The following is a 20,090-nucleotide window of genomic DNA, read 5'->3' on the forward strand; positions in this document are numbered from 1 at the left end:
CCACGGATCCGGCCTTTGGTCCGGACCAGACTCTTGACGCCCCCTTATCTCACCTCTTGAATCAAGAAGCGAATCGGCACTCCGCGAACCCTTCCGGCGCGGTCGGCGCACTCGGCCGCGCCGGCACCCCCCACCACAGTGGCCCGCCCGGACCAGGGCGGCCGCACGGAAGGGAACGTCATGGACTCCCCGCGCCTGCTCCGCAGATGTCTGCTCGCCGCGCTCTCGGCGGTGCTCGCCGCGTCGGCCTTCACCGGCCCGGCGCACGCGGCGCCCGAGGCGGCGGACGCGACCGTCTTCTCCGACACCTTCGACGGGCCCGCCGGTGCGGCCGTCGACCCGTCCAAGTGGCAGACCGAGACCGGCGACAACGTCAACAACCACGAGCGGCAGTACTACACGCCGGGCACCGGCAACGCGGCGCTGGACGGCCAGGGCCACCTCGTGATCACGGCCCGCCGTGAGAACCCGGCGGGCTACCAGTGCTGGTACGGCACCTGCCAGTACACCTCTGCCCGCCTGAACACGGCGGGGAAGTTCACGACGCAGTACGGCCATGTCGAGGCCCGGATGAAGATCCCGCGCGGGCAGGGCATGTGGCCGGCGTTCTGGATGCTCGGCACTCCGGTGAACTGGCCGGACTCGGGCGAGATCGACGTCATGGAGAACGTCGGCTACGAGCCTTCGACCGTGCACGGCACCATTCACGGCCCGGGCTACTCCGGCTCGGGCGGCATCGGCGCCGCGTACTCGCTGCCGAACGGCCAGGCCTTCGCGGACACGTTCCACACCTTCGCCGTCGACTGGGCGCCCGACTCGATCACATGGAGTGTGGACGGCACGGTCTACCAGCGGCGCACTCCGGCCGATCTGGGCGGGAGGACATGGGTGTTCGACAAGCCGTTCTTCCTGATCCTCAATCTCGCCGTCGGCGGCTACTGGCCGGGGGACCCCGACGGCTCCACCGTCTTCCCGCAGCAACTCGTCGTCGATTCGGTGACGGTGACGACGAGCGGCAGCACCGGCGGCACCGGTGTGCCGATCACCGGACTCGCGGGCAAGTGCGCCGACGTGGCCGGAGCGAACCCCGCCGATGGCACACCCGTCCAGCTGTACGACTGCAACGGCACCGCCGCCCAGAAGTGGACGGTGGCCTCGGACGGCACGCTGCGGGCGCTCGGCAAGTGCCTGGACGTCGTCGGCAACGGCACGGCCGACGGTTCCAAGGTCCAGTTGTGGGACTGCACGGGCGGGCCCAACCAGAAGTGGACCGTCACCGCCGCACACGACATCGTGAACCCCCAGGCGGACAAGTGCCTGGACGTGACGGACAACGACTCCGCCAACGGCACACGGCTGCAGATCTGGTCGTGCTCCGGTGGCGCCAACCAGAAGTGGACGGTCGGCTGACCGGCCGGCCACGGCCGGCCGGCGGCCGGAGCGGACGAAGCCACGTCCGCTCCGGCCGCCGGCGCGAGCGCGGGCGCGGGAAGCCTCAGCAGCCCATGGTCCAGGTGTGGGAGTCGCCGCGGTCGTTGGCGACGGCGTTGTAGCCGACCTCCTCCCCCGGGGCGAGACAGATGGTCATGGCGCCGCCCTGCCAGGCGTCCTCATGGACCTGGACGTGGTCCTTGACGCCGGGGCCGGAGATGCCGTGGTTGGCCCACGAGGAGTCCGCGTCGGCGATCCAGCTCTCCCACCAGCCGTCGTCGCCGGACCAGTTGGCCCGCTGTCCGTCGAAGTTCGCGTGCTCCCAGACGCAGAAGTTGCCGCTCGGGCAGTCGGCCGCGCCGGACGGCGCGGCCACGGCCAGCCCTCCGGCGACGGCGAGGAGGACAGCGGCGGCCGAGAGCGTGAAACGCTTGCTGATCACGAGGTGGTACTGCCTTTCTGTTCGGTTGCCCGGACGGTCCGCGTGGCGCACAGGTCCGCCGCGCGGCGCAGTGCGCGGATGCGCAGCTGCCGGTAGGTGGTGAGGTGGCCGCTGTGCTCGGCACGCACCCGGGCCAGCAGGGCCGGCTCCAGACGGGCACGGAGGGCGGCGAGGCCGCTGCGCCGGGCGCAGCGCTCGGCGACGACGGGGTCGGGGCGCCGCGGGCGGGGGCCGCGCGCGGGGGCGCTGCAGCGGGCCCAACGGGCTGTCGCGGCACGGTAGTCGGGGTCGTTCCTCATCCGTTGCTGGGCCTCGGCCCGCAGGTTGTCCACGACGACCCGGGTGCGGAACCAGCGCCGCTGGTCGCCGTACAGCTCGCGCTGGGCGGCGGCCAGGCATCCGTCGGTGTGGGCCGTGACGGTGTAGCCGGTCGCGAGCGTCACGGACAGTTCGGGCCGGCCGCGGCCGAAGAGGGCGCCCTCCAGCCGCGGGTCCCGCCCGTCCGGGCCGAGGGTGAGCCCCTGCCGGGCCAGGCACCGGTCGACGAGCAGGCGCTGGGCGGTGTCGATGAGGTCGTCACGGGCCCGTTCGCCGGTCGGCAGCGCGGGCCGGGCGGGCCCGGCCGCCGTGGTGGCGCAGCCCGTGAGTGCGAGGACCGCGAGCGCGGCGGCGCACAGTGCGCGCGGCAGTCGCACGGTCAGCCGACCTCGCAGCCCATCGTGGTGTCGGCGACCCCGTCGAGACGGGCGCCCCAGGGCCAGTTGTCCGCCAGGTCATGGCCGCGGATCAGGCGGTAGTAGCAGGTGTCCCGGGCCCAGTCGATGGCGTACACCGCGGTGTCGGTGGTGGAGCGGAAGGACGCGGCCTTGTCGTGCAGGAACTCCGGCACGTCCGTGTAGCCCGGTGGTGTGTAGCACCACGAGACGCCGTGCTGTCCCGGCTCGGTCCAGAAGCACACGTCCCCGGCGCGGGCCGCGCCGTGGGCCGGGGCGGTGGCGAGGAGTGCGGCCAGGGCGAGGGCGGCGGGCAGGGCACGGCGACGGAACACGACGACTCCCGGAGCGAAGAGGAGGAGCCGGGCGGCTGTTGATCACCCGGCGAGATCAACGTGCCCTCGGGAAAGGTGCCACATGCACACTTCGCACTGATCGGCGGTCTTTGGCGGGGTGTGGGGGCATATCGCCGTGCCGGGGCTCACTCCGGCGTGTGAATCGCAGCTCGCCGCGCGCCCGGCGGAGCGGCCGACGGGCGCCGTCGTGGTCGCGGCACGGAACCGGCGGCTAGTGCAGCGTCCAGGTCAGCTTGTCGCCGCCCACCCAGCGGACCACGTCGGGGTCGTCGACGTCGTGGACCGGGATGCCCGCGTCCGCGGCGAACTCCAGCACCTGGGTGAGCGACCTCGCCTCGCCGACCATCTCGCCGTCGATCTCCACGATGCGGAACGGCGGCGTACCCGGCTGCACCGCGTGCACCACGATCCGCGGGTGGGAAATGTACGGGGCTGCGCTTTCGGTCATGTATCGAGCCTAGAGCGGTTCGCGCGACTCGGCGGCCGAGCGGTGCGCGCACGTCCCCGGGCCGCTGTGCGGAAGGCAGGAAGCCCCGCCCCCGGCGTTCGTCCGGGCGGGTGACGGCGCCCCTGCGCACGCTCGCCGTGCGGCGCGCGGGCGCGTGGGCAACGCTGAGGGGAAGGAGGTGCCGATGGATCCCGTCGCGGCCCTGGACCGGATCGCGTTCCTGCTGGAGCGGGCCCAGGCCCCCACCTATCGCGTACGGGCCTTCCGTACCGCGGCCGCCGTGCTGACGGCACTGCCCGAGGGCGAGGTGGCCGCGCGCGCCGCCGCCGGGACCCTGGAGTCGCTGAAGGGCGTCGGCCCGACGACGGCCCAGGTGGTGCGGGAGGCACTGGCGGGACGGATCCCCGGCTACCTGGAGAAGCTGGAGCACGAGGGCGCGGCTTTGCCGGAGGGCGGCGGCGAGCGGCTGCGGGCGCTGCTGCGCGGCGACTGCCATCTGCACTCCGACTGGTCCGACGGCGGCAGCCCGATCGAGGAGATGGGCAGGACGGCGGCGCGCATCGGGCACGAGTGGGCGGCGCTCACCGACCATTCGCCCCGGCTCACCGTGGCCCGGGGGCTGTCCGCGGAGCGGCTGCGCGAGCAGTTGGAGGCGGTCGCCGCGCTGAACGCATGGTGGGCGCCGTTCCGGCTGCTCACCGGCATCGAGTGCGACATCCTGGAGGACGGGTCGCTGGACCAGGAGCCGGAACTCCTTGAGCGGCTCGACGTGGTGGTGGTGTCGGTCCACTCCAAGCTCCGTATGGACGCCCGGTCGATGACCCGCCGCATGGTCGCCGCCGTCCGCAACCCGCTGGCCGATGTGCTCGGCCACTGCACGGGACGGCTGGTCACGGGGCGGGGGCGGCCCGAGTCCGAGTTCGACGCCGATGCCGTGTTCGCCGCGTGCGCGGAGTCGGGTACGGCCCTGGAGATCAACAGCAGGCCCGAGCGGCTGGACCCCCCGCGGCGGCTGCTGCGGCGGGCGGTGGGGGCGGGCGTGCTGTTCTCGATCGACACCGACGCGCACGCGCCCGGCCAGCTGGACTGGCAGATCCACGGCTGCGCGCGGGCGGAGGAGTGCGGGGTGCCCGACGAGCGGGTGATCACCACGTGGACCGCGGACGAGCTGCTGGCCTGGACCCGGGAGCGCAGGCTGCCCGCGCGTGTGGCGGGCGCATGACGTGGTACCCGCCCCGTACGTGAGGGAGGCTGGGAATCATGGGACGGGCGGCCGTGTTCGACGTGGACGGCACCCTCGTCGACACCAATCATCTGCATGTCACCACATGGTGGGAGGCGTTCCGGCAGGCCGGTCACCGGGTGCCGATGCACGCCGTCCACCGGGCGGTGGGCCTGGCGTCCGAGGACCTGATCGCGCATCTCCTGGGCGGCCGTGACCGGGACGAGGTCGACAGGCTCGTCGCCGCGCACACGACGCTGTACGCCACGTACTTCGAGCGTTTGCCGCCGTTGAAGGACGCCGGGCGGCTGCTGCGGCGGCTGGACCACGACGGCTGGAACGTCGTGCTCGCCACGTCGGCGGGCGGGCACGAGCTGTCGGCGCTGCGGCGGGCGATCGGGGCGGACACCGCCATCACGGCGACGGCGAGCGCGGACGACGTGGAGGCCGGCAAGCCGGCGCCCGAGCCCGTCGAACACGCGCTGGAACTGGCCGGGGTGCCGCCCGAGTCGGCGGTGTTCGTGGGGGACACGGTGTGGGACATGCGGGCAGGCACCCGGGCCGGGGTGACCTGCGTCGGTCTGCTGTCCGGGGGAATTCCGCGAGCGGATCTGCAGGAGGCCGGGGCGTGCGCCGTCTACCGCGATCCGGCGCATCTGCTGGAGATGCTGGGCGACAGCCCGCTGGCCCCGGACACCGAGGCGATCCGCGAGGAAGACCTGTGACGGGCCCGGCGGGCGAGTCGCGAGGGGGCCTGTGAGGGAGATCACTTCCAGGGGCCCGGCTTTCCGGAACGCCGGCAGGTAGTTTTTCGTTGAACAAGCTGTGGGCCGGGGCGACCCCCGCCGGGCCCGTCCCAGACCGCCCCGACCGTGATTCCCCCGTCCGGTCGGGGCTCTTCTCTGCCCGGGCGTCTCCGGCGCCTCTCGTTCCCGCGCGTCGCGGTCAGCCGGGGGCCTCGTCCGGGACGGGGTGCTCGGGGTGGACGGCGCCGGAGCGCGGGGTGCCCTGCCGGCCCGTACCCGCCTCGTCCGTGTCGGGGACGTCGGCGGCGTCCTCCGCCTCGGCGGTGCCGCCGCCCCGTGCGGAGCGGGGGTCCCACGGATCGCGGCCCTCGCGGGCCTGCTGGTCCGGCATGTCCCGCGGGACCGGACCGGCCTTCCCGCCGGGGCCCGGGTGCCGGTGATCGGTCACGGCGCACACTCCCTTCTGCGCGGGGGCTGCGCGGCGCGCGGCCCCCATACCGAAAGGCCGCGAGTACCGCGGCGGCCGTCACCGAAACGCGCACGCCGGCCCGCCGCCGAAAGCACCGTGATCCCGCCCGCGGGGGGCCCGTCCGGAATGACGCGTGACCGCGGGCGGCGCAAGGTGGTCCGCGCACCCGCGCCAGATGCCTCCGAGGGCGGCACCCCCGGCAACGCCCGCCCCGACCGGCGCCGTTCGGCCGCTCACGCCGCCGTCATCGGGCCCGGCGGCGGGCCCGTCCGGCCACCGCGGCGGTCAGCGCGGCATGCGCTGCCGCAGTGCTGCCCGCCATGCCGGGGGACGGCCCTCGCCGGTGGGTTCGGCGCGCCGGCCGCCCCGGGCGAAGAAGTCGGCGAGCGGCAGGATCGCCGCGCCGACCGTCACGGCGTCCGGGCCGAGCCTGCCGAGGCCGATGGAGACCCGCTCGGCCGGGTGGCGCAGGGCGTACGCCGCCGCGTGCCGCCGCACCGCGGGCAGGAACCGCGAACCGAGCTGGAGGCCCGCCCAGCCACCGATGAGGATCCGCTCGGGCTGGAAGAGATTGATCAGGTCGGACAGGCCCGCGCCCAGGTACTCGGCGGTCTCCTCCAGGACGCCGAGCGCGGCCGGGTCGGCCTCGGTGCCCTCGGACGGGTAGGCCGCGGTGAGCAGGGCGGTCAGCGCGGTCTCCTCGTCGGCGTCCCCGGGCGGCCGGCCGCCCTGCTCGCGCCAGCGGTCGAGAAGGGCCTCCGCGCCGGCGTACGCCTCCAGGCAGCCGAGGGCGCCGCAGCGACAGCGGCGCCCCCTGACCCGTACCGTCAGATGGCCCCACTCCACGGCCCGGCCGTTGCCCGCCTCCTCGGTGACGAGGCAGGCGCCGACGCCGGAGCCGACGAGGACCACGACCGCGCTGTGGGCGCCGCGTCCGGCGCCGAACCACATCTCGGCCTGGCCCAGGGTCCGCGCGCCGTTGTCGATGAAGTACGGGACGGAGTCCGGGAGTCGGCACGTGGCACGGAGCAGGGATTCCAGGGGGACGCCGTCCCAGCCGATGGTCTGGCCGTGCACGACGGCACCCCGGTCGGGTGTGCCGGCCACGATGCCGGGCACGCCGATGCCGACGCCGAGGAGCCCTTCGGGGGCGGTGCCCGCGGTTGCCAGGACCTCCGCGATGCCGTCGCGGATGTGACCGACGACGACCTCGACGTCGTACCGCTCGTGCTCCAGCGGCCGGTCGGCGCGGGCGAGTTCGGTGAGGGCCAGGTCGAACAGCTCGACGCGGACGCGGGTCTCGCCGACGTCGACGCCGATCATGTGACCGCTGCCGGGCGCGACCCGTAGCAGGGTACGCGGGCGGCCGCCGTCGGAATCGACGCTGCCGGCCTCCTCCACCAGGCCGTCGGCGACCAGTTCGGCGACCACGTTGCTGACGGAACCGGAGCTGAGCCCCGTGGCGGGACCCAGTTCGAAACGGCTCATGGGGCCGTCGAAGTACAGCCGCCGCAACACCTCGGCGCGATTGCCCCGGCGCAGGTCACGCACCGTACGCCCGTTCCGCCCCGCCATGTCGCTCCCTCCGGCCCTGTCCCGGCCCGCACGATACGCCGTGCCGGCCCGCTCGGCGCGCAGTCCGCCGCCGACGGCGACCGCGCTTAAATCACCACCTGATTTAAGGTATGAGGGGTGAGGGCGGCTTCGAGCGCCGGGGGCCATGAGCGTGATCGGGCAGAGGGCGTCCACGCGCCGGGCGGTGGCGGTGGCGGTGGCGGTGGCGCACGGTGGTGCGGCCCGAGGCGGCGCGACGAGGCATGAACTCGACGCCCGTGACAGCTCTAGGGCCGACCGGTCGATCTCCGCTCCCGTCGAGCGGGTCGCGGAACCCGGGCCGCCACGTGCGAGCCTAGTATCCGGGGCCGTGGCGAAGACCTTCGAAGAACTCGTGGAGATGCGGCGTGCGGCGAACGAGGCCCACGCGAGGACCCTGGAACTGCGCGAGAGGTACGGCCCGCCCACCGACGCCCTCTGGTCCAGGCAGCAGACCGACACCTACGAGACCGCATGGCGCGCCTGGCGCGACCTCGACCGCGACATGCAGGCAGAGGTCGCCACCTATGCGAAGGAGCACGGAAGGCAGCGGGGCGACATCGAGGCCGAGGTGCAGGCACAGGCCGGGGAGCCGGTGGAAGGCGCCTAGAAGGCCTTCTGGCCCGCGATGGCGGCGCGGGCCGCGTCACGCACCCCGGCCGAGGTCGATCCGCCAGTCGTTGGACTGGCCCCAGTGCCCCTTCGGGTACTCGAATTCGACCGGGCCGAGCAGTTCGAAGCCCGCCTTCCGGCAGACGGCGTTCGAAGCGTGGTGGTCGACGTGGGGAAACGCGTGCAGAAACCGGTGCGTACCCGCCAACCTCGCCTCGTCAATGACCGCGCGGGCCGCCCGTGCCGCAAGGCCCCGTCCCTGGAACTCGGGCAGCACCCCCCACCCGGTCTCCCACACCGTCGCGTCCCGCCACTCCCGCTCCCAGAAGCCGATGGACCCGACCGCCTCGCCGGTCCGCGCCAGGGTGATCCGGTACATCCCGCCCGGTTCCACGGCGAGATAGCGCTGGTGCCGGGCGCGCAGTTGCTCCTCGGTCTCGGGGCCGCCCAAGTGCTCCGTCATCTCCGGGCTGTTGGCCCTCCGCAGCAGCCAGAAGTCGCCCTGCGCCCAGGGCTCCAGCCGTACCCGCCGTGCGTCCGTGGTCTCCATGGCGGCCACCCTAGGGCAGGGGTCCGACAGCCGCCGGGGACCGGGCCGCCGTCAGGCGAACCGTGAGCTGCGTACCGGGCCGGACGAGGTCAGACGGGCGCGGTCGCCCCGCAGCCAGGTGTCGCGGACGGCCGCGGCGAAGGCCGCGAACCCTTCGTCCGGGTCCGCGGGAGTCCCGCCGTCGCCCTCGTCCGGCGACGGGTCGGCCGCCACGATGCCGGCGGAGACCTCCGCGGCGGGGCGGTCGTCGGCCGCCGTGCGTTCCACGCCTCCGTCGTCGCCCTGGCGCAGCTGCCCGTCCCACGGGGCCACCACCGACTGGCCCAGCAGTGTGACGCTGTCGGCGGTGACGACCGGGGCATCGGTCCAGCTGCTCGCGTGCTCGTGCAGCACCTGCCCGGGAGCGCGTTCGAAGAGCTGACCGAGGATCTCGGGCCCTTCGTCCGTCGCGGCCAGCTCGTTCAGGTCGTACGCGATCACGACGGTGTCCTGCCGTCCGGGCGTGAAGGGCTCCGCCGGGAGGTCCAGCACGTCGGCGGCGGCCAGGCCGAGGATGAGGCTGCCGCGGTCGGGCAGCAGCGACACCGAGCGCGGTCGCACCTCGGCGGCGGCCAGGAGGGCCTTCAGCCGCAGCAGGCCCCGCAGGCACGCGCCGTGGGAGTCCTGGACCCATGCGTACCGGCCGGTCATGCCCGCCGCGAAGCCGAACGGGGACAGTGTGCCGAGCACCGTGCCGCCGATGACGAACTGCCATCCCCGCAGGTCCGTGGAGTCCAGCGGGCTGACCCGCGCGGCGCTCGCGGCCCGCTCCAGCATGCGGCGCTGGCGGTCGCGCGCCGGCAGCCACTGCGGGTCCTCCGGATCGGGCAGCAGCGTGTGCTGACGGTTCGCCAGGGCCAGGTCGCCGGCCATGACGGCGTTGAAGGCCAGGAGGTAGCGGTCCGGCCAGTCCGCGAAGCCGCTCTCGTGCCGCGTCAGTTCCTCGACGGCCTCACGGTGCCAGCCCTCCCGCTCGTACGCCGACACCAGCTCGCGCACGACCGGGAGCGCGCCCGGGTGCCGGGCGAGGGCGCCGCGCAGGGCGGGGATCGCCAGATAGGACAGACCTCGCTCGACGCAGGCGTATCCGAAGTCGTAGAGGGCGCGGGCCTGCTCGGGACGGGCGGCCAGCGCCGCGGCGGCCTCCCGGAGGTCGTCGAACCCGGCCGAGCCGGCCGCGCGCCCCACCACGAGGGCCACCTCTGCCGGCGGCAGGTTCTCCGCGCCGGCCCGCAACCGGCGCAGGGCGCCGGGGACGTCCCCCGCGTCCAGGCACTCCCAGGCCGTGAGCAGTTCGGCGGACTTCGGACGGCGATTCCTGCGCGAGAACATGGCGGAGATCCTTGCCGATGGCGACGGGACCCCTCAACGCGTTTTCCCACCGGGAAACCGGGACGGGCACGCCGGTGGCGCCGGGGGCGGTGGTCAGGCGAACCGGGCCAGGACGGTCATGGTCGGGCGGAGGTTGCGCACCACGGGCAACCGGTGCTGCAGGGGCGCGAGCGCTCCGTGGTACAGGCCCCGGCCGCGCGGCGGACGCAGCTCGCGCACATCGGCGACGGCCGGGTGGGCGGTGCGCACCCGGGGCAGGTCCCCCGTGTCCAGCCCCCACGGCATGGGCGGCGGCCGGTAGCCCTGGGCGGTGCGCATCCGCCCGTGCAGGGTGCGCGTGCTGAACCAGCGCGGCACCGCGTCGAAGACCAGCGCGCCGCCGGGGAACCGCTCGTCCCGTGTGTCCGCACCCCGCCATTCGAACGGGCGCGGCGCCCGGATCCGAGTGCGGTGGGGCGGCCGGGGCCGGATCCGGAGCGCCGTACGCCGTGCCGGGCGGCATCCGTCGGGTCCGGCAGCCCGCCGGGACAGCGGACGCCGGCAGCCTGCCCGAACAGCGGACGCCGGAATTCAGTGGCTTGTCGGCATGGCCTTGAATAGCTTAGGCAGAAACCTAGTGCCCCTAGTTTCAGACTTGGCCGACCCGGCCCAGGAGGCTCCCCATGAGGTCACTCACCGAGCAGGACATCCGCAATTCCTTCATCAACTGCTCCAAGGGTGAGGCAAAACGCCTGGCGATCCCCCGCGACCTCGGCGAACGCCCCTGGGACGACCTGGACTTCCTCGGCTGGCGGGACCCCGGGGCGCCGGATCGCAGCTGTCTGGTCACCGAACACGCCGGCCGTCTCACCGGTGTGGCGCTGCGGTTTCCCTCCTCGCAGCGCGGCTTCCTGCACCGCAGCATGTGCTCGCTCTGCCTGACCACCCACCCCGGCGGCGGGGTCTCCCTGATGACGGCCCGTAAGGCGGGCGCGGCGGGGCGCGAGGGCAACTCGGTCGGCGTCTACATGTGCACCGACCTCGCGTGTTCCCTGTACGTCCGCGGAAAGAAGGTGCCGGAGGCCGGAGGCCGTTTCGAGGAGAGCCTCACCGTCGAGGAGCAGACGGCCCGCATGACGGGCAACCTGTCCGCCTTCCTCGACAAGCTGTACGCCTGACGCGCGGTACGGCACCCGGCACGCGTGTCCCTGACCCGGTCGCCCACATGCGATGCTTCTGGGGAACGGGAAAGGCTTGGGATGCGAGATGTCCGTGATGCCTGGGCGCGGGTGGCCGCCCGGATCGTGAAGTGGCGCCAGGAGCCCGAGGTCGTCCAGGCAGTGCGTTCGTCCGCGGCCGCGACCCTCGCCTACGTGGTCGCCCTGCGCCTCAGCTCCGAGCCCGCTCCGCTCACCGCACCGCTGACGGCCCTCCTCGTCGTCCAGGTGACGCTCTACGCCACCATCACCACCGGGGTGCGCCGGGTGAACTCCGTGGTGGCGGGCGTCGTCATCGCCATCGGCTTCAGCACCCTGGTGGGCCTGACCTGGTGGAGCCTGGCCCTGATCATCCTCGCCTCACTGGCCGTCGGGCATCTCGTGCGGGTCAGCGAGTTCGTGCCCGAGGTGGCGATCAGCGCCATGCTGGTCCTGGGGGTGACACAGGTCGGCACCACCGCCTGGGCCCGGGTCCTGGAGACCCTGATCGGCGCGGTGGTCGGCCTCACCGTCAACGTGGTCTTCGCTCCCCCGGTGTGGGTGGGCCCCGCCGGTGAGTCCATCGAGGATCTGGCGCGCCGCATGCGGCAGCTGATGCTGCGCGTCGGCGAGCAGGCGGCGGGCCGCACCCCGGTCGCCCAGGCCACGGCCCGGCTGTACGAGGCACGCCGGCTCGACCACGACATCTCACAGGTGGACGCGGCCCTGCGGCAGGCCGAGGACAGCCTGAAGCTCAACCCGCGGGTCCGCGACGGCCTGCTGCACCGGATCGTGCTGCGCACCGGGCTCGACACGCTGGAGATCTGCACCGTGGTGCTGCGGGTGATCGCCCGTACCCTCGCCGACCTGGCGAAGGAACGCGATCCGGAGCCGCTGTTCGAGGCCGGGATCGGGGCGATGCTGGAGCGGCTGCTGTCCGAGATCGGCGACGCCGTGGTCAGCTTCGGTGTCCTCGTCACCACTCAGGTCAGCAGCAACGCCGAGTCCGCAGAGGCCCGTTTCGCGGAGGAGCTGGGCACGGCCGGGGCGACCCGCGACAAGCTGGCCCAGCTGCTGCTGGAAGAGGTGCAACGGGGCACGCGTCAGTGGCACTTCCACGGCGCCGTGCTGACCGAGGTCGATCGCATCCTGGACGAACTGGACACGGAGCACCGCTCACGCCGGCTGTTCGAGGAGCTGGACCGCGGGACCCGGGAGCAGCGGGAACGGAATCCGCTGCTCACCCCGCTGCGGGAGCGCGTGCGCGGCCTCCGGCTCTCCCGGATCCGCCGGCTTGTGCGGCGCCGGAACCGTGCCGCCCCGGCCCGTCGTTCTAGGTGACGACGAACGGGTCGTCGCATGCGAGGGCGAAGGCCGGACGGGGAGAGGGGCGGGCGCATGGGCGCGGTGCGGATCGACGGGAACAGTCTGGTGCTGCCGGGGGGTGTACGGGTCCGCTTCATGCGGACGCTGCGGCTTCCGGAGTCGGGCACGCATGCGCTGCCGCCGGGGCTCGGTGAGTTCCCCGTCCGCCGGGTGGAGGACTACGCGGACGCGGTGCCCGCCGAGTGGCGGGCACGCGGCGGCGTGATGCTGCCCGTGTATCTGCGCGAGGCCATGTGGCTGAGCTTCGGTGCGACGGAACCGGCCGCCCTGCAGGTGGGGGTGGGCAAGGTCTGCGCGGTGTCCGGCAGGCCGTGGAGCTCGCGCCTGGCACGCCACCCGCAGAACTACGTGGTGCTGCCGCGCCAGCCGTGGCTGGACGGGATCAACTCGGGCAAGGGGACGGTCCGCCAGTTCGTGGCGGTGCCGCTCGGCCTCGGTGCCACGGTCGAGGGCCAGGTCACCGGCGAGGAGGTGTGGGGCGGCATACAGCTGCAGACCTTCCCTCTGCAGGAGGAGCCGCTCGCCCGGTGGCGCGAGGAGGAGCGGCGCAAGCGCGAGCGGGCCCGGGAGATCGCCCAGGCCGCGCCCGCCGCCGGGGGACCCGTCGGGGGCGCTCCGCCGGCCCCGGGCGCCGCGTTCCCCAGGGCCGTGGCCCCGGCCCCGGCCGGTGCCACGCGCGGCGCGCCCGCCATGGGGCTGGGTGTCGGCGGCGCGATGCGCCAGGAGGTCTACCGGGACAAGTGGCCGGCCGGGAGCTGGGCGGAGGAGCCGGGCGGGCGGGTGTTCGTGCATCTCGTCACGCCCCCGCAGTGGCGCCGGATCACGGGCGAGGCGCCTGAGCCGTCCCCGGTGGACCGCGCGGCGTACACGCAGGCCGGGCTGCCGTGGTTCGACTACTACGACCAGGACGGCGAGGACCTCGCGCCGGCGGACGCCCTCGGCCAGGTCAAGCCGGTGGGTGACTGGCTCGGCGAGGACCACGAGCCCTGGCAGGAGCCGTCGCCGCACCAGGTGAAGCCGCTCGGCGACGCCCCGGGCAAGCCGGTCCAGGACGGCGACTGGTAGCCCCGGCACGGCGCGCGGTGCGGCGGCCGGAACCGAGCGGGCGCGCCCGGCCGCGGAGGGCCCGGCCGTCCAGGTGGGGCAGTCACCCCTTCGGAGCGCGCCCCGGCCAGGCACCCGACCCGCGGAACGGGCTCGTCAGGGCGCGATGGCCCCCAGCAGCGCCCGGGCGCACAGATCGCGCACCTGCTCCCGGGACAGCTCGGCCCCCCGGAGCCATTCCAGGCACACGGCCGTCGTGAAGGCCAGCCAGCCGCGGACGGCGATCCGCAGGTCCGGGCGTTCCTCGGACAGCCGGCCGAACTCGGGATCCGCCGCGAGCGCCGCCAGAATCTGCCGCTCCTGCGCCGCCAGCGACCGCTGGTAGACCCTGCGCACGGCCTGGTCCCCGGCCGCGTCGGCGCGGTGGAAGGCGCGGAAGCCGTGCGCATGCTCCTCGACGTAGGACAGATAGGTGTCGAGCCCGGCGGTGAGCTGCTCGCGCACCGGGACACCGGGCACGGCCTCGGTCATCCGCAGCATCCGCTCGCTCTCCCGCTCGACCACCGCCGCGAAGAAGTCCCGCTTGGCCGGGAAGTAGTGGTAGAGCAGTCCGCGGGAGACGCCCGCGATCTCGGCGACCTGCTCGATCCACACGTCGTCGTACGGGCTCTCCGAGAACAGCCGCGCCCCGACCGACAGAAGCTGCTCCCTGCGCTCCTCGGTGCTGAGCCGGCGGCGCGTGCGCTCCCCCTGGTTCGCGGCCATGACCGCACTCTACTTGACGCCGGTTCAACGGCGGGACCACACTGAGGCGGCTATTGAACCCACGTACAACAGGCATGGGCACTGCTCGACGTGCCGCCGCACCAAGGGAGATGGCGTCATGGCGGAGACGACGGCGACCGCGCTTCCCAAGGGCTTCCGCGGTGCTGAGCTGGGCTGGCCGGAGCTGCACCGCATTCCGCACCCGCCGCACCGGATCCCGTTCGTCGGCGATGTGCTCGGCGCCGACCCCCGCAGACCGCTGCAGGACTCCATGCGGCACGGGCGCAGGCTCGGGCCGGTCTTCCGGCGGAAGTTCTTCGGCCGGGAGATCGTCTTCGTCTGGGGCGGGCGGCCGGTGGCCGATCTCTCCGACGAGTCGCGCTTCGCCAAGCACGTGGGCCTCGGCGTCGCCAATCTCCGGCCGGTCGCCGGGGACGGGCTGTTCACCGCCTACAACCACGAGCCGAACTGGCAGTTGGCGCACGACGTCCTGGCACCCGGCTTCAGCCGGGAGGCCATGGCCGGCTACCACCCGATGATGCTGGACGTGGCGGAGCGGCTGATGGACCGCTGGGACGCGGAGCAGGCGGCGGGCCGCGCCGTGGACGTGCCCGGCGACATGACCAAGCTGACGCTGGAGACGATCGCACGCACCGGCTTCGGACACGACTTCGGCTCCTTCGAGCGCTCCCGGCCGCACCCCTTCGTGACCGCGATGATCGGCACCCTGACGTTCGCGCAGCGGCGCAACGTCGTCCCGGGTCCGCTGACCCCCCTGCTGCTGCGCCGCGCCGCCCGGCGCAACGAGGCGGACATGGCCTACCTCAACCGCACGGTGGACGAGGTCGTACGGGACCGGCGGGCGGCCGGCGGCGAGGGCGATCTGCTCGACCGGATGCTGCGGACCGCCCACCCGGTGACCGGGGAACGCCTCTCGCCCGAGAACATCCGGCGCCAGGTCATCACCTTCCTGGTCGCCGGGCACGAGACCACCTCGGGCGCGCTCTCCTTCGCCCTGCACTACCTCTCCCGGCATCCGGAGATCAGCGCGCGGGCCCGGGAGGAGGTGGACCGGGTGTGGGGCGACGTCGCACGGCCGGGATACGAGCAGGTCGCCAAGTTGCGGTACGTGCGCCGCGTCCTCGACGAGTCGCTGCGCCTGTGGCCGACCGCGCCGGCCTTCGCCCGCGAGGCACGCCATGACACGGTCCTGGACGGCGTCCATCCGATGCGCCGGGGGGCGTGGGCGCTGGTCCTGACGGCGCTGCTGCACCGGGACCCGGAGGTGTGGGGCGCGGACGCGGAGCGGTTCGACCCCGACCGGTTCGACGCACGGGCGGTACGGGCCCGGCCGGCGCACACCTTCAAGCCGTTCGGGACGGGGGCACGCGCCTGCATCGGGCGGCAGTTCGCCCTGCACGAGGCGACACTGGTCCTGGGCCTGCTGCTGCGCCGCTACACGCTGCGGCCCGATCCCGGCTACCGGCTGCGGGTCGCGGAACGCCTGACCCTGATGCCGGACGGACTGCGGCTGCACCTCGACCGCGCGGCCGCGGCGCCCCCCGCGCCCCCTGTCCTCACCGAGGCACCGTCACCGGCGCGCTGCCCAGTGACCGGGGCGCACGACTGACGCCGGCAGGCGGGTGCCCGCGCCGCCCCGGGCGGAGTCGATCTGCTGCTGGGTCAGGAAGAGGGCGCCCGTCAGATCGGCGTCGGTGAGGTCGGTGCCGCGCAGGTCGGCACCGATCAGGTCCGCGCCGCGCAGGTCGGCGCCCGTGAGATCGGCGGCCGTCAACAGCGCGCCGCGCAGGCTCGCCCCGCGAAGGTCGGCCCCCTTGAGACGGGCGCCGACGAGGTCGGCGCCCCGCCGGTCCTTCCCCCTGCCCCTGGTTCCGGCCCGTGTCAGCTCGCTGGCCCGCAGCAGCAGGGCGTTGGCCTCCTGCCGGTGCGCGGGCACGTCCAGCTCCCCCAGTTCCCGCGCGGGGCGCAGGGTCAGCCGCTCGGTCCTCTCCAGCATCCGGCGCAGGTCGGCGTGGACCGGGCGGGCCGCGGGCAGGGTGAGCGCCTCCGTCAGGTACCAGAGAAGTTCGTGGAGCTGGCGCACCACGGGGAACACGTCGAACATCCGCCGGGCGTGCTCCCGGCCGCCCGACCGCCAGTCCCGCCCGGCGAAGGTGACCTGGGAGACCTTCTGTCCGGCGCCGAAGCAGTCGTAGACCGTGCAGCCGGGAAACCCGCGCGGCCGCAGCTCGGTGTGGACGCCGCAGCGGAAGCCGTCCCGGAGGTTCGGGCAGGGCGTGCCGGCGTCCTTGTCGATCGCGAAGTCCGACGAGGCGGCGAAGGGCACCGCCACGCAGCACAGCGCGAAGCAGCGGCTGCAGTCGGCGCGCAGCCGGGAACGGTCGGCGGCGGGTGTGCGCATGGCGTCCACCCTAGTCGGAGGCGGCACGGCCCCGGCGGCGAGGCCGTGACGGCCCCGGTCGCGGCGGGTGCCGGACGCGGCGGGTCCCGGACGCTGCCGGCTTGCGGCCGTGGACCTCTTCTCGCGCTCCTGGGAAGCGCTGCGCACAGCGGTCGCCGGGCTCCCGGACAGGGGCGTCCCGCCCGCGCCGCGATCGCCGGGTCAGGGCGCCGGTGCCGTGATGCCGAGCCGCTCCAGCCGCTCGGGATCCGCCAGGATGTACATGCCGGTGATCCTGCCCTGGGCGACGGTGACGCCCGTGACCGACAGCGGCCTTCCCTCGTGCACCGTGACGAGCCCGATCTCGCCGTTGACCAGCGCGAGCCGGGCGTAGCGCGCGAACTGCCGGAACATGAAAGCCTGTTCGGCGACCGCCGCCGCGCCGTGCACCACCTTGGACGCGGCCGCGCCGCCGGCCAGGACGCCCGCGTCGACCCGCAGCACCGCGTCCGGGTCGAGGACGGCGACCAGGGCGTCGAAGTCGCCGCCGCGCGAGGCCGCCAGGAACGCCTCCAGCGCCTCGCGCTGCCGCACGAGGTCCGGATCGGGCGCGGCGTCCGCGTCCCGCACCCTGCGGCGGGCCCTGCTGGCGAGTTGCCGGGCCGCGGCGGGCGTGCGGCCGACGGCGGGCGCGATGTCGTCGAAGGGCACGGCGAACATGTCGTGCAGGACGAAGGCGAGCCGCTCCGCCGGCTCCAGCGTCTGCAGCACGACGAGGAGGGCCAGCCCGACCGAGTCGGCGAGCAGCGCCTCCTGTTCGGGATCGATGTGGTCGAGGGGACCGACGACCGGGTCGGGCACGAAGGTCTCCGCCATCGGTTCCTCGCGGCGCGCGGAACGGGAGCGGAGCATGTCGAGGCAGATCCGGCCCACGACGGTGGTGAGCCAGCCGGCGAGGTTCTTGACCCCGCTCACGTCGGAGCGGCTCAGCCTGAGCCAGGTCTCCTGGACGGCGTCGTCGGCCTCGCTCAGCGAGCCGAGCATCCGGTAGGCGACGGCCCTGAGCTGCCCGCGGCTTTCCTGGAAGCGGTCCGCCAGCAGATCACTGTGCATGTACATGTGCATGTGGATGTCCACGATCGTCCGGCTAGCGGCTGAAGAGCTCGAACGCGACGGCCGGCCTGCCGCCGAAGCCCTCGCCCGTGGCCTCGGCCTGGGCCTTCAGGAAGGATCGTGCGTACGTCTCCGGGTCGTCGTCGGTCAACGCCTGTATGTACGTGCGGTGTTCCAGCAGTGAGCGCACCGCGCGCTCCATGCCGGGTGCCGCCTCCACGGCGTGCGTGGGCGCCGAGGAGCCCGCGACGGCGGCCCAGCGGACGCCGTTCCACGGCTGAAGACCCTGGGCGGCGAGTTCCGGGAAGATCCACCGGTTGCCGGCGTCCGCGACCGCGTCGAGCGTGGCACGCCCCACGGCCACATGGTCCGGGGTGTTCCAGGCGACGCCGCCCCAGGTGTCGCGGTGGTTGAGGGTGAGGACCAGCTCGGGCCGGTGCCGGCGGATCGCCGCCGTGATGTCCCGGCGCAGTGCGACTCCGTACTCGATGACGCCGTCCCGGTGGTCGAGGAACTCCACCGTGGACACGCCGACCACCGCCGCGCTCGCCCGCTGCTCCCGCTCGCGCAGCGGCCCGCAGACGGCCGGCTCCAGCGAGTCGATTCCCGCCTCGCCGCGGGTCGCGAGGACGTACACGACGTCACGGCCGCCGTCGGTCCACCCGGCGATCGCGGCGGCGCAGCCGTATTCGAGGTCGTCGGGATGGGCGACGACCGCGAGGGCGCGCCGCCAGTCTCCGGGCATGGGTTCGAGTCGGTCGCTCCGCGGCTGCGTCATGCCCGCAGACTAACTCCGTGTTCCCTCGGCCGCCGAGGAGTTTCGGGGCACGCCGCCGACGCCGCGTCAGATCTCGTTCCGTGCCAGCGCCAGCAGGCGGTCCAGGACCCGTGGGCCGCCTGCGCGGACGCCGTCGTGTTCGAACTCGTCCGTGACCCAGGTGCGCAGGCCGCGGATGGCGCGGGCCGTCTCCAGGGCGTGGGCCGTGTCCACGTACATGTCGTCGTGGTAGACCGCCGCGGCCACCGGCACCTCGTTGGCGGCGAGGCGGGCGCGGTCGTACAGCGGGGTCCAGCCGGTGCGCTCGGCGAGCAGGTGCGCGGTCTCCCGCAGCGGGCGCAGTGCCGGGTCGGTGTCGAACGTCCAGGGGTGCACGGACTCGCCCGTGAACAGCACCGGCCCCTCGCCCGTCAGCGCCTTCGCCGCGTCGAACTGCGGGAACTGTGCCCGCACCCGCTCCGCCGACCAGGCGGTGGGGCGGTCGTCCTGGCCGTAGGCCGCCTCGTGGACGAGTGCGTACAGGGGATGGCCCGCGTACGACAGGAGGTTGTGCGCCTCCTCCTGGAACGCGTCGGAGAGCGCGACGCCCCAGGGGGTGCGCACGAAGGCGTCCTCCAGGAGGAAGTGGAGGCGGTGACTGCCCTCGCTGCCGCCGAGGAGGATGCCGAGGGACTGGAACGCCTCGACGGTGAGCCGGTAGCCGCTGTTCAGGACCGGCTGGTGCTGGAGCAGGTACTCGGCGATACGGCGGACGCGTTCGGTGTCCTGCGGGTAGCGGGCGTAGTGCGCGGCGACCTTGCGCTCGATGCGCGGGTACGCGGCCCGGTAGACGTCGTCCGCGTGCGCGTCCAGCGACGGCAGGCCGCCGGTGATCAGCGCGGCGCGCAGGCCCTCGGGCGCCGTGGAGAGGTAGTTCACGGTGCAGAAGCCGCCGAAGCTCTGCCCGAGGACCGTCCACGGGGCACCGCCGGTGACCTGGCGGCGGATGGCCTCGCAGTCGCGGACGATGGCGTCGGCGCGGAAGTGCGTCAGGTAGTCGGCCTGCTCGCGGGGGCCGCCGCGCAGCGGGAGCGTCTGCCGGTTGGCGGGTGTGGAGGCTCCGGTGCCACGCTGGTCGGGCAGCAGCACCCGGAACTCCTTCAGGGCCCGGCCGAGCCATGCCTGGCGGCCGATGAAACGGTTTGCCCCGAAGCCGGGGCCGCCCTGGAGGTAGACCAGCCAGGGCAGGTCGTCGTCCGCCTTGTCGCTTGCGACGACCTCCCGCGCGTACAGCTCGATCGTCTCCCCCGCGGGGTCGTCGTGGTCGAGGGGCACGGTGAAGCGGCGGTCGGTCAGGACGACGCCGGGCTGGCGGTAGCTGAGGCTCAAGGGGGCTCCCGGGACGGACGGTTTCCAGGCCGCGTCCCAGTTCAGCACACGATTGCCGGGCGGCGGCGCACGAGGATCAAGAAATCGCCGCCGCCGGGCCGCCCGGA

22 protein-coding genes are annotated in these 20,090 nt (G+C 73.9%); 8 read left to right on the forward strand and 14 right to left on the reverse strand.

Annotation, left to right across the window (positions count from 1 at the left end; translation table 11 throughout):
* Positions 1–180 precede the first annotated feature (180 nt).
* The gene (locus ACZ79I_RS02810) at positions 181–1,410 is read left to right on the forward strand and encodes a ricin-type beta-trefoil lectin domain protein (protein ID WP_471493733.1); all 1,230 of its coding nucleotides are present in this window, start codon (positions 181–183) and stop codon (positions 1,408–1,410) included.
* 85 nt (positions 1,411–1,495) lie between these two features.
* Here ACZ79I_RS02810 and ACZ79I_RS02815 read toward each other — a convergent pair whose 3' ends face one another.
* From ACZ79I_RS02815 to ACZ79I_RS02830, 4 genes are all read right to left on the reverse strand, one after another.
* Positions 1,496–1,873, reverse strand: coding sequence for a peptidase inhibitor family I36 protein (locus tag ACZ79I_RS02815; protein ID WP_471493734.1), 378 nt, complete (start codon positions 1,871–1,873; stop codon positions 1,496–1,498).
* Positions 1,870–2,568 (reverse strand): hypothetical protein, encoded by a 699-nt coding sequence (locus tag ACZ79I_RS02820; RefSeq protein ID WP_471493736.1) that lies wholly within the window; start codon positions 2,566–2,568, stop codon positions 1,870–1,872. Before ACZ79I_RS02820 ends, ACZ79I_RS02815 begins: the two co-directional genes overlap by 4 nt.
* Positions 2,569–2,570: 2 nt before the next feature.
* Entirely contained in the window at positions 2,571–2,921 is a 351-nt protein-coding gene (locus ACZ79I_RS02825; protein ID WP_471493737.1) for a hypothetical protein, read from the reverse strand.
* Positions 2,922–3,153: 232 nt separating this feature from the next.
* Entirely contained in the window at positions 3,154–3,390 is a 237-nt protein-coding gene (locus ACZ79I_RS02830) for a hypothetical protein (protein ID WP_471493739.1), read from the reverse strand.
* Positions 3,391–3,574: 184 nt separating this feature from the next.
* Between ACZ79I_RS02830 and ACZ79I_RS02835 the strand changes: the two genes are divergently transcribed.
* Together ACZ79I_RS02835 and ACZ79I_RS02840 are read left to right on the forward strand one after the other, a co-directional pair.
* Entirely contained in the window at positions 3,575–4,612 is a 1,038-nt protein-coding gene (locus tag ACZ79I_RS02835) for a PHP domain-containing protein (protein ID WP_471493740.1), read from the forward strand.
* A 38-nt stretch (positions 4,613–4,650) separates the two neighbouring features.
* The gene (locus tag ACZ79I_RS02840; protein WP_471493742.1) at positions 4,651–5,337 is read left to right on the forward strand and encodes an HAD family hydrolase; all 687 of its coding nucleotides are present in this window, start codon (positions 4,651–4,653) and stop codon (positions 5,335–5,337) included.
* 220 nt (positions 5,338–5,557) lie between these two features.
* Here ACZ79I_RS02840 and ACZ79I_RS02845 read toward each other — a convergent pair whose 3' ends face one another.
* The gene (locus ACZ79I_RS02845) at positions 5,558–5,806 is read right to left on the reverse strand and encodes a hypothetical protein (protein WP_471493744.1); all 249 of its coding nucleotides are present in this window, start codon (positions 5,804–5,806) and stop codon (positions 5,558–5,560) included.
* A 306-nt stretch (positions 5,807–6,112) separates the two neighbouring features.
* Positions 6,113–7,402 carry an ROK family transcriptional regulator gene (locus ACZ79I_RS02850; protein ID WP_471493746.1) on the reverse strand — a complete coding sequence of 430 codons (1,290 nt, stop codon included), beginning with the start codon at positions 7,400–7,402 and terminating at the stop codon, positions 6,113–6,115.
* A 349-nt stretch (positions 7,403–7,751) separates the two neighbouring features.
* On the opposite strand from ACZ79I_RS02850, the gene ACZ79I_RS02855 reads away from it, so the two are divergent.
* Positions 7,752–8,030 (forward strand): hypothetical protein, encoded by a 279-nt coding sequence (locus tag ACZ79I_RS02855; RefSeq protein ID WP_471493748.1) that lies wholly within the window; start codon positions 7,752–7,754, stop codon positions 8,028–8,030.
* Positions 8,031–8,066: 36 nt separating this feature from the next.
* Here ACZ79I_RS02855 and ACZ79I_RS02860 read toward each other — a convergent pair whose 3' ends face one another.
* From ACZ79I_RS02860 to ACZ79I_RS02870, 3 genes are all read right to left on the reverse strand, one after another.
* Positions 8,067–8,582 (reverse strand): GNAT family N-acetyltransferase, encoded by a 516-nt coding sequence (locus ACZ79I_RS02860; RefSeq protein ID WP_471493750.1) that lies wholly within the window; start codon positions 8,580–8,582, stop codon positions 8,067–8,069.
* Between the two features lie 51 nt (positions 8,583–8,633).
* Positions 8,634–9,953: a hypothetical protein gene (locus tag ACZ79I_RS02865; protein WP_471493751.1), complete on the reverse strand. Its 1,320-nt coding sequence runs from the start codon at positions 9,951–9,953 to the stop codon at positions 8,634–8,636.
* A gap of 93 nt (positions 9,954–10,046) precedes the next feature.
* Positions 10,047–10,271, reverse strand: coding sequence for a hypothetical protein (locus tag ACZ79I_RS02870; RefSeq protein ID WP_471493752.1), 225 nt, complete (start codon positions 10,269–10,271; stop codon positions 10,047–10,049).
* Positions 10,272–10,615: 344 nt separating this feature from the next.
* On the opposite strand from ACZ79I_RS02870, the gene ACZ79I_RS02875 reads away from it, so the two are divergent.
* The 3 genes from ACZ79I_RS02875 (at position 10,616) to ACZ79I_RS02885 (ending at position 13,579) form a co-directional block, all read left to right on the forward strand.
* Complete coding sequence (locus tag ACZ79I_RS02875; RefSeq protein ID WP_471493754.1) at positions 10,616–11,110, forward strand: FBP domain-containing protein; 495 nt, start codon at positions 10,616–10,618, stop codon at positions 11,108–11,110.
* 81 nt (positions 11,111–11,191) lie between these two features.
* The gene (locus tag ACZ79I_RS02880) at positions 11,192–12,469 is read left to right on the forward strand and encodes an FUSC family protein (RefSeq protein ID WP_471493755.1); all 1,278 of its coding nucleotides are present in this window, start codon (positions 11,192–11,194) and stop codon (positions 12,467–12,469) included.
* Positions 12,470–12,526: 57 nt separating this feature from the next.
* A complete protein-coding gene (locus tag ACZ79I_RS02885) occupies positions 12,527–13,579 on the forward strand; it encodes a hypothetical protein (RefSeq protein WP_471493757.1) in 1,053 nt (350 codons plus the stop codon).
* 135 nt (positions 13,580–13,714) lie between these two features.
* Here ACZ79I_RS02885 and ACZ79I_RS02890 read toward each other — a convergent pair whose 3' ends face one another.
* Positions 13,715–14,323: a TetR/AcrR family transcriptional regulator gene (locus ACZ79I_RS02890; RefSeq protein ID WP_471493759.1), complete on the reverse strand. Its 609-nt coding sequence runs from the start codon at positions 14,321–14,323 to the stop codon at positions 13,715–13,717.
* 118 nt (positions 14,324–14,441) lie between these two features.
* Here ACZ79I_RS02890 and ACZ79I_RS02895 point away from each other — a divergent pair, with 118 nt between their 5' ends.
* Entirely contained in the window at positions 14,442–15,953 is a 1,512-nt protein-coding gene (locus tag ACZ79I_RS02895; RefSeq protein WP_471493760.1) for a cytochrome P450, read from the forward strand.
* Here the strand turns inward: ACZ79I_RS02895 and ACZ79I_RS02900 are convergent.
* From ACZ79I_RS02900 to ACZ79I_RS02915, 4 genes are all read right to left on the reverse strand, one after another.
* Complete coding sequence (locus ACZ79I_RS02900) at positions 15,915–16,745, reverse strand: pentapeptide repeat-containing protein (protein ID WP_471493761.1); 831 nt, start codon at positions 16,743–16,745, stop codon at positions 15,915–15,917. The genes ACZ79I_RS02895 and ACZ79I_RS02900 overlap by 39 nt on opposite strands.
* Positions 16,746–16,946: 201 nt before the next feature.
* Complete coding sequence (locus tag ACZ79I_RS02905; protein ID WP_471504718.1) at positions 16,947–17,837, reverse strand: sigma-70 family RNA polymerase sigma factor; 891 nt, start codon at positions 17,835–17,837, stop codon at positions 16,947–16,949.
* A gap of 34 nt (positions 17,838–17,871) precedes the next feature.
* Positions 17,872–18,615, reverse strand: coding sequence for a PIG-L deacetylase family protein (locus ACZ79I_RS02910; RefSeq protein WP_471493763.1), 744 nt, complete (start codon positions 18,613–18,615; stop codon positions 17,872–17,874).
* A 66-nt stretch (positions 18,616–18,681) separates the two neighbouring features.
* Positions 18,682–19,983 (reverse strand): alpha/beta fold hydrolase, encoded by a 1,302-nt coding sequence (locus ACZ79I_RS02915; RefSeq protein ID WP_471493765.1) that lies wholly within the window; start codon positions 19,981–19,983, stop codon positions 18,682–18,684.
* Positions 19,984–20,090: the final 107 nt, after the last annotated feature.

This window comes from Streptomyces sp. PSU-S4-23, assembly GCF_055632315.1.

What these genes read in the sequence shown, in the direction of transcription:
- ACZ79I_RS02810 (WP_471493733.1), top strand. Translation starts at nt 181, where the DNA reads ATGGACTCCCCGCGCCTGCTCCGCAGATGTCTGCTCGCCGCGCTCTCG.
- ACZ79I_RS02830 (WP_471493739.1), bottom strand. Translation starts at nt 3,390, where the DNA reads ATGACCGAAAGCGCAGCCCCGTACATTTCCCACCCGCGGATCGTGGTG.
- ACZ79I_RS02835 (WP_471493740.1), top strand. Translation starts at nt 3,575, where the DNA reads ATGGATCCCGTCGCGGCCCTGGACCGGATCGCGTTCCTGCTGGAGCGG.
- ACZ79I_RS02840 (WP_471493742.1), top strand. Translation starts at nt 4,651, where the DNA reads ATGGGACGGGCGGCCGTGTTCGACGTGGACGGCACCCTCGTCGACACC.
- ACZ79I_RS02850 (WP_471493746.1), bottom strand. Translation starts at nt 7,402, where the DNA reads ATGGCGGGGCGGAACGGGCGTACGGTGCGTGACCTGCGCCGGGGCAAT.
- ACZ79I_RS02860 (WP_471493750.1), bottom strand. Translation starts at nt 8,582, where the DNA reads ATGGAGACCACGGACGCACGGCGGGTACGGCTGGAGCCCTGGGCGCAG.
- ACZ79I_RS02865 (WP_471493751.1), bottom strand. Translation starts at nt 9,953, where the DNA reads ATGTTCTCGCGCAGGAATCGCCGTCCGAAGTCCGCCGAACTGCTCACG.
- ACZ79I_RS02870 (WP_471493752.1), bottom strand. Translation starts at nt 10,271, where the DNA reads ATGCGCACCGCCCAGGGCTACCGGCCGCCGCCCATGCCGTGGGGGCTG.
- ACZ79I_RS02875 (WP_471493754.1), top strand. Translation starts at nt 10,616, where the DNA reads ATGAGGTCACTCACCGAGCAGGACATCCGCAATTCCTTCATCAACTGC.
- ACZ79I_RS02880 (WP_471493755.1), top strand. Translation starts at nt 11,192, where the DNA reads ATGCGAGATGTCCGTGATGCCTGGGCGCGGGTGGCCGCCCGGATCGTG.
- ACZ79I_RS02885 (WP_471493757.1), top strand. Translation starts at nt 12,527, where the DNA reads ATGGGCGCGGTGCGGATCGACGGGAACAGTCTGGTGCTGCCGGGGGGT.
- ACZ79I_RS02890 (WP_471493759.1), bottom strand. Translation starts at nt 14,323, where the DNA reads ATGGCCGCGAACCAGGGGGAGCGCACGCGCCGCCGGCTCAGCACCGAG.
- ACZ79I_RS02895 (WP_471493760.1), top strand. Translation starts at nt 14,442, where the DNA reads ATGGCGGAGACGACGGCGACCGCGCTTCCCAAGGGCTTCCGCGGTGCT.
- ACZ79I_RS02900 (WP_471493761.1), bottom strand. Translation starts at nt 16,745, where the DNA reads ATGCGCACACCCGCCGCCGACCGTTCCCGGCTGCGCGCCGACTGCAGC.
- ACZ79I_RS02905 (WP_471504718.1), bottom strand. Translation starts at nt 17,837, where the DNA reads ATGCACAGTGATCTGCTGGCGGACCGCTTCCAGGAAAGCCGCGGGCAG.
- ACZ79I_RS02910 (WP_471493763.1), bottom strand. Translation starts at nt 18,615, where the DNA reads ATGACGCAGCCGCGGAGCGACCGACTCGAACCCATGCCCGGAGACTGG.